At 72.1% G+C, this 7,161-nt stretch carries 6 protein-coding genes and 1 rRNA gene; 2 read left to right on the top strand and 5 right to left on the bottom strand.

Going from position 1 to position 7,161, the window contains the following annotated elements; translation table 11 throughout:
* Both rrf and POF43_RS34015 read left to right on the top strand, forming a co-directional pair.
* Positions 1 to 64, top strand: a 5S ribosomal RNA gene (rrf, locus tag POF43_RS35370); the annotation flags it as partial.
* Positions 65 to 160: 96 nt separating this feature from the next.
* On the top strand, positions 161 to 667 hold the full coding sequence (locus tag POF43_RS34015) for a GNAT family N-acetyltransferase (protein ID WP_271325893.1): 507 nt from the start codon (positions 161 to 163) through the stop codon (positions 665 to 667).
* 31 nt (positions 668 to 698) lie between these two features.
* On the opposite strand, the gene POF43_RS34020 is transcribed toward POF43_RS34015, so the two are convergent.
* The 5 genes from POF43_RS34020 to POF43_RS34040 form a co-directional block, all read right to left on the bottom strand.
* Complete coding sequence (locus tag POF43_RS34020; RefSeq protein WP_372516193.1) at positions 699 to 2,333, bottom strand: type IV secretory system conjugative DNA transfer family protein; 1,635 nt, start codon at positions 2,331 to 2,333, stop codon at positions 699 to 701.
* A gap of 3 nt (positions 2,334 to 2,336) precedes the next feature.
* The gene (locus POF43_RS34025; RefSeq protein ID WP_271317972.1) at positions 2,337 to 3,719 is read right to left on the bottom strand and encodes an ATP-binding protein; all 1,383 of its coding nucleotides are present in this window, start codon (positions 3,717 to 3,719) and stop codon (positions 2,337 to 2,339) included.
* 18 nt (positions 3,720 to 3,737) lie between these two features.
* Positions 3,738 to 5,264, bottom strand: coding sequence for an SCO6880 family protein (locus POF43_RS34030; RefSeq protein WP_271317971.1), 1,527 nt, complete (start codon positions 5,262 to 5,264; stop codon positions 3,738 to 3,740).
* On the bottom strand, positions 5,261 to 6,592 hold the full coding sequence (locus tag POF43_RS34035; RefSeq protein ID WP_282704950.1) for a hypothetical protein: 1,332 nt from the start codon (positions 6,590 to 6,592) through the stop codon (positions 5,261 to 5,263). Before POF43_RS34035 ends, POF43_RS34030 begins: the two co-directional genes overlap by 4 nt.
* Positions 6,582 to 7,161, bottom strand: a 580-nt coding sequence (locus tag POF43_RS34040; protein ID WP_504993352.1) for a hypothetical protein, incomplete at its 5' end; no start/stop codon positions are given. The genes POF43_RS34040 and POF43_RS34035, both read right to left, overlap by 11 nt.

A 7,161-nucleotide genomic window follows, 5' to 3' on the forward strand; every position in this document is an offset into this window, starting at 1 on the left:
TAAGCCTTTCAGCGCCGATGGTACTGCAGGGGGGACCCTGTGGGAGAGTAGGACGCCGCCGAACATTTTTTGGGCCGTTGGCTCCAGCAGATTTGATCTGTTGGAGCCAACGGTCATTTTTGCGTTGCGGTCCGGTCGGCCGCACTGCGACCATTCGGTAATGGAGAGTCAGGCGGAGAACGGATACCGGACGCGGGCCGTGCGGACCGAGGACTGGCGGCAGTTGAAGGCGCTGCGGCTGGAGTCGTTGCGGGACCCGTTGAGCCGGATCGCGTTCGGGTCGACGTACGAGCGGGAAGTCGCGTTCGGGGACGAGGTGTGGCGCGGGCGGGCCGCCCGGGCCGGTGGGTTCGTGGCGCTGGACGGCGACGGGGCGTGGGTGGGCACGGTGACCGTCCTGCTGGAGCCGGGGGAGGCGTGGCTGGTGGGGATGTACGTGCGGCCGGCGCAGCGCGGCAGCGGGGTCGCGGAGCGGTTGGTGCGGGCCGGTGCGGACTGGGCGTGGGAGCGGCCGGACGTGTCGCGGGTGCGGTTGTGGGTCACCGAGGTCAACGACCGGGCGTACGCGCTCTATCGGCGCCTGGGGTTCGTGGCGACCGGGGCCACCGAGCCGCACGAGCCGGTGCCGGGGCTGCTCGCGCACGAACTGGCGCTGTCGCGGCCCTGACGCATTCGTACCCGCCGGGCGACGGGGAGGGCTACAGGTCCACCCGCAGCCCCGCGTCGCGCCACAGGGCGGGGGCCTCCCGGCCGGGCCAGCGGTGCCGGGCCTGTTCCTCCGAGCGCAGCACGGCGAGGGCCGGCAGGCCGAGGGCGGCGCCTTCGCGCATCAGGGCGGGCAGCTGGGGCAGCGGCGCGGTGGTGGCCACGTCGTCGAGGACGAGGGTGACTGGTGGGTCGAGCCGGCCGGGGGATGACTCTGCGGCCATGCGCCGGCCGTGCTCGACCACGCAGGAGACGAGTGCGGTGAGCAGCGGCATCGCACCCGCGTCGGTCCGCGGGTCCTCGCGGCGCGTACCGACTACGTAAAGCGTTCCCCGTTCGGCGACGAACGACTCCAGGTCGAGGCCATCGTTTCGTCCCGGGCTGCAGGCGTCGCGCATGTGGAGGGAGGTGAGGCAGGACAGGGCGCGCTGGATGACGGCCTGGGCGGCGTCGCGGCGTTCGGGGTGGGCGTGCAGGGTGGATTCGAGTTCGCCGCTCCAGCCGGAGGCCGCGCCGCGGGCGGTGCGCAGGATGCGGACCGCGTCGGCGGAGCCCGAGTTGCCTGCCCAGCGGTGGAGTTGACGGAACGGCAGGCCGTCGACCGCGGCGGCGTGCAGCCAGCAGCGCAGCAGGGTGGCGGCGGCGTCGTTGGTGGTGATGTCGTGGGTGCGCAGCGGGGCCAGCAGGGCGGCGGCGCGTTCGCGGGCGGTGCCGGGGTCCTCGCAGCCGGTGTGCGGGGCCCAGCGCAGCCGGGCGGGGGTGTCGACGAGGTGTTCGGGGTCGAAGACGTGCACCGGCCCGAGCTTGCCGCGCACGGCGACGGTCTGCTGCCAGGTGCCGGCGTCGGCGCAGGTGACCAGGACCGCGCCCTCGGCGTCGAGGACGGCCGGCTGGACGACGCGCTTGCCGGTCTCGGCGCGGGCCGGGCCGGCGCCGGTGAACACCACGCAGGACGTGGTGAGTTGGCCCGGGGGCGGTCCGGTGGGCGCGGTGGCGTACGCGGGGGCCGGGGCGGGAACGGCGACGGCCACGGCTTCGGGTTGGGGTTCGGCTTCGGGTTCGCGCTCGGCGGTGACGGCCTCGACCGGCACGGCGGGCACCGGAGTTGGGGCGGTGGCCGGTCGGGCGGGGGCCGGCTCGGGGGCGTACGCCGTTGTGGGGGAGGGCTGTTGGGGGGCGCGGCGGCGGGCGGTGCGGACGGCGCGGTAGCGGGTCAGGGTGCCCACGGCGAAGACCGCGACGACCAGCAGGATCATGATCTGGCTGATGAGGACGCCCCAGAACAGTCCGGGGTGCGGCAGGTCGGCGGCCGGTGTGTCCGGCCACGCGGCGCCCAGGCCGTCGGGCGCGCCGATGAGGTCGCGCATCGCCAGCGGGGTGCGGGTGAAGTGCAGGCCGGCGGGCCAGTGGCCGTGGTTGATCAGGGCGGCCAGGCCGGTGCCGGTCCACACCAGCACGGTGATGCCGAGCAGGAAGCCGATCAGCAGCAGCAACAGGCCGTCGGGCAGGCCGCCTTCACGCCGGGAGGGCTGCGTGCCGCCGTCCTGGGGCCCGCGCGGCCCGTGGGGCTGCCGGGGGCCGCCGGTGGGCGTGCGGGGGCCCTGGCGGCCCGGCGGTGGCGTGGACACCGGTCAGGCCACCGCGTCGTCGGCGAGCTGCTTCTCCAGCGCCAGTTCGGCCTCGGTGGGTTCGACCCGGCCGACGAGTTCGGCGGACGTCTCGGTCATCGCGCGGTCGGTGTAGACCAGCGGCCGTTCGTTCTCGGTGATCAGGTGCTTGACGACCTGGACGTTGCCGTTGACGTCCCAGACGGCGATGCCGGGGGTGAGGGTGGGGATGATCTCCACCGCCCACCGCGGCAGGCCGAGGACCCGGCCGGTGGCGCGGGCCTCGTCGGCCTTCTGGGCGTAGATGGTGCGGGTGGAGGCCATCTTGAGGATGGCGGCGGCCTCCCGGGCGGCCGCGCCGTCGACGACGTCGGACAGGTGGTGGACGACGGCGACGAACGACAGGCCGAGGCGGCGGCCGAACTTCAGCAGGCGCTGGAACAGCTGGGCCACGAACGGGCTGTTGATGATGTGCCAGGCCTCTTCGACCAGGAAGATGCGCTTGACGCGGTCCGGCCTGATCCAGGTGTGTTCCAGCCACACCCCGACGATCGCCATGAGGATGGGCATGGCGATGGAGTTGCGGTCGATGTGGGACAGGTCGAAGACGATGAGCGGCGCGTCGAGGTCGATGCCGGCGGTGGTGGGGCCGTCGAACATGCCGCGCAGGTCGCCGTCGACCAGCCGGTCCAGGACCAGGGCGACGTCCAGGCCCCAGGCGCGGACGTCCTCTATGTCGACGTTCATCGAGTCGGCGGACTCCTCGGCGGGGTGCCGCAGGCGTTCGACGATGTCGGTGAGGATCGGCTGCCGGGTGGTGATGGACTCCACCGCGTGGCTGTGCGCGACCTTCAGCGCGAAGCCGGAGCGTTCGTCGAGGCCGTGCCCGAGGGCGACCTCGATGATGGTGCGCAGCAGCGCGAGCTGGCCGGTGGCGGTGATGGCCGGATCGAGCGGGTTGAGTTTGATGCCGCCCTCCAGGGCGGCCATCGGGTCCAGCCGGATGGGGGTGATCCCCAACTGCTGGGCGATGAGGTTCCATTCGCCGACGCCGTCCTCGCCCTGGGCGTCGAGTACGACGACCTGCCGGTCGCGGAACCGCAGTTGGCGCAGGACGTAGGTCTTCTCCAGCGCCGACTTGCCGTTGCCGGACTCGCCGAGCACCAGCCAGTGCGGGGCGGGCAGTTGCTGGCCGTAGAGCTGGAAGGGGTCGTAGATGTACCCCTTCCCGGAGTACACCTCGCGGCCGATGATGACGCCGGAGTCGCCGAGGCCCGGTGCGGCGGTGGGCAGGTAGACGGCCTGCGCCTGGCCGGTGGAGGTGCGCACCGGCAGTCGGGTGGTCTCCACCTTGCCGAACAGGAAGCTGGTGAAGGCGTCGGTCAGCAGCGAGATCGGGTCCAGCATGGCCATGGTGCGGCCTCCTCAGCGGCGGATGCCGGTAGCGAACGGCAGCGTGTTCACGAACGCCCGGTGGTGTTCGCGGTCGCACCACTCCAGCTTCAGGTACGACTTGCCCGCCGAGGCGCGGATGGTGCGCTTGTCGCGGGCGAGGGCTTCGGGGGAGCGGGAGGAGACCGTGATGTAGCCGACCAGGTTGACGCCGGCCGCGCCGGAGGCGAGGTCCTGGCCGCGCTGGTCGACGCGGGAGGTGTGGTGGATGTCGCGGGGGTCGACCACCCGGTTCATCTTGGCGGCGCGGGACGCCTCGGCGTCGTCGTTGGTCTTCTCGGTGAGCATCCGCTCGATGGCCACCTCGGTGGGTTCCAGGTCCATGGTGACGGCGACGGTGCGGATGACGTCGGGGGTGTGGACCAGCAGCGGGGCGAGGAAGTTGACGCCGACCGGGGTCATCGGCCACTCCTTGACCCAGGCGGTGGAGTGGCACCAGGGGGCGCGGGTGACCGACTCGCGGGTCTTGGCCTGGAGGAACGTCGGGTCGGTGGCGTCGAGTTCGGCCGGCCAGGCGTTGCGCTGGGTCATCGCCTGGATGTGGTCGATGGGGTGGTCCGGGTCGTACATGGAGTGCAGCAGGCTGGACAGCCGTGCCTGGCCCAGGGGTTGGCGTACCCGGATGTCGGCCTCGGCGAGCCGGGCGCAGATGTCGTTCAGCTCGCGGGCCATCACGATGGCGAGGCCCTCGTCGCGGGTGTGGCCGGTGGCGCGGGCCATGGTGTGGGCCTCGGCGGCGAGTTCGCGGTTGTAGTGCATGCAGGCCACGAGGTAGGCGCGGTGCTGCTCGGAGGAGGTGGAGACCATGGACTGCAACTGGTCGTAGGAAGTCTGGAGCCAGGCGGGGGAGTTGACGTCCCCGCGCTGGCTGACGTCCTTGGCGTGCGCGTCGGGGTCGGCCGGCAGGGTGCGGGCGAGCATCTGGATGCGGGTGACGAAGCCGTCGCCGTTGGCCACGTGCTTGAGCAGGGTGCCGAACCGGTCGACGAGGGCTTCCTGGTCCTCGCTGTCGCGCAGGCCGACGCCGGGGCCCTCGATCTCGATGACGGCGGTGGCGGTGCGGCGTTCCAGGTGCAGCAGGACGGCGATCTCGTCGGGGCCGAAGGGCGCGGACAGCCAGGTGAGGCGGCCGATGCCGGGCGGCGGGCCGATCTCGACCTCGCGGCCGTCGAACCCGATGCCGGCCTCGGCGGCGGCCGAGCGGTAGGTGGCGCCGGAGCGCAGGGTGCGGCGGTAGGAGCGGTTGATCTCGAACCACCGGTAGAACGTGCGGTGCCGGTAGGGCATGAAGACGGCGGCGAAGGCGAGCAGCGGGAAGCCGACGAGGCCGGCGATGCGCAGCGGCAGCACCGGGATGAGCAGGCCGCACATCATGCCGAGGGCGGCGCCGGCCACGATGATGCCGATCTCGCCGGTCTCGCGGTTCTTGCCGACGATGGCGTTGGGGCGGGCCTTGCCGATGAGGTAGGTGCGGCGCTGGGCGAACGGCTGGGTCGTCATGGCCGGTCCCCTCCGTTCTTACGGTCTGACATGCGCGGTGCCGGTGCCGAGGGGACGTGGCCGGTGCCGGGTGGCGGGGCGGCGGGGGCGGCGCCGGGGGCCGCGGCGGGCGGTGGGGTGCGGGGTGCGCCGCGGGCGCTGTGGGCGGCGATGCCGCCGCTGACGGCTCCGGCGCCGGCTCCGGCGGGCTGGGCGCCACCGCCGGCCTGCTCGTCGCCGCCGCGGGCGCTGTGGGTGCTGATGCCCTGTTTGACGAAGGCGGCGGCGGAGGTGATGGCGGCGGTGCCGGGTGAGCCGGCGGCGCGGTGGTCGCCGCGGAGCTTGACGACGTCGTCGCCGAAGCCGGGGACGAAGCGGTAGATCATCGCGCTGGCGAAGATGGCCAGGATGATGATCGACAGGCCGGAGACGACCGCGGAGAAGGAGGTGGGTCCCTTGGTGCCGGACAGGGCGCCGGCGAGGACGATGACGATGACGGGTTTCACCAGGATGACGGCGATCATCACACCGGCCCAGCGGCGGACGTGGTGCCACATGTTCTTGTCGACGAGGCCGGCGTAGACGGCGGTGCCGAGCAGGGCGCCGACGTAGAGCAGGGCGGCGCGGATGACCAGCTCGAGCCACAGGACGCCTGCGGCGAGCACGGAGACCATGGCGACGACGATGAGCATGATCGGGCCGCCGCCGATGTCGTCGCCCTTTTTCAGGGCGCTGGCGAACGAGCCGAAGAAGACGTCGGAGTTGCTGGTGGTGCCGCGTCCGATGACGGTGGTGACGGCGTCGACGGCGGAGGTGACGGTGTAGAGCACCAGGGGGGTGAAGGCGGAGGCCAGCACGGTGAGCCAGAGGAATCCGACGGCTTCGCTGAGGGCTTCCGCCAGCGGGACGCCGCGCACCGCGCGCTTGGCGACCGCGAGCAGCCACAGGACGAGCGTGAGGATGGTCGAGGCGGCGAAGACGACGGCGTACTGGCGCAGGAACGTGGTGTTGGTGAAGTCGACGGCGGAGGTGGCGGTCACCGCGTGGCTGAGCTTGTCGATGACGAACGCGGCGGCGTTGGCGCAGCCTTTGGCGAGCGCGGTGAGGGGGTCGAGGGAGGAGCCGAGGGAGGGGGTGGAGGGGGTGGTGCCGGGGGAGCCGCCGCTTTGGCAGTATTGCTTGGCGGGGCCGATCAGCTGGTCGCAGGGACTGCCGCTGCCACTCGGACTCGGCGTCGGGGTCGCTGACGGACCGGCCCACGCTCGGGTGGCCAGCAGGACCAGGAAGACCTGAACGCCTGCCAGAAGGGAAACGCGGGAGGCGTTCCGTCGCCTTGTGCTAGCGGGCATAGGTGAACCCTCCGTACTGCGAGATCGCCTTGGCGATTTCATCTGCACTGGCCGCCCTGTCGTCACCCGGTACAGGTGCCGGGCCGTCCTGCTGTGAGTCCGACGCCACCTTCCAGTCGGAACCGGTCCAGGTCAGGTTGAAGGTCCACGTCATCCAGTCGGTGTGCACCGGGTCCGTGGAGCCCGTGCCCGCTGTTCCGATCAGGCCCAGGTACCAGACTGACACCGTCGCCCGGGTCGTGGTCGCGGATTTGACCGATGTGCCGACGGGGATCGTGCGGGACACGAAGGTCATCCCGGCGGGGGCGTTGCCGTCGGCGTCCAGACCGAGCTTGCCGAGGAGCGTCTTGGTATAGGCCTGATCCTGAGCCGTCTTCACCTTCGCCGCTGCCGCCGGAGCGTAGACCGTGTCGTCGATCTCGTGCCGTCTGCCGACCGTGAACATGCCGTCGCCGCCGAGGGCTACGGCGTAGTTGGCGGCGGCGGATTGGGCGCCCTGGGAGGTGTGGGGGTAGCCGGTGGGGATGCCGGAGGTGGTGCCGGGGACGGGGTGGGTGCCAGCGGGACAC

The organism is Streptantibioticus silvisoli, assembly GCF_027947535.2.
Classification (GTDB): Bacteria; Actinomycetota; Actinomycetes; order Streptomycetales; family Streptomycetaceae; genus Streptantibioticus_C; species Streptantibioticus_C silvisoli.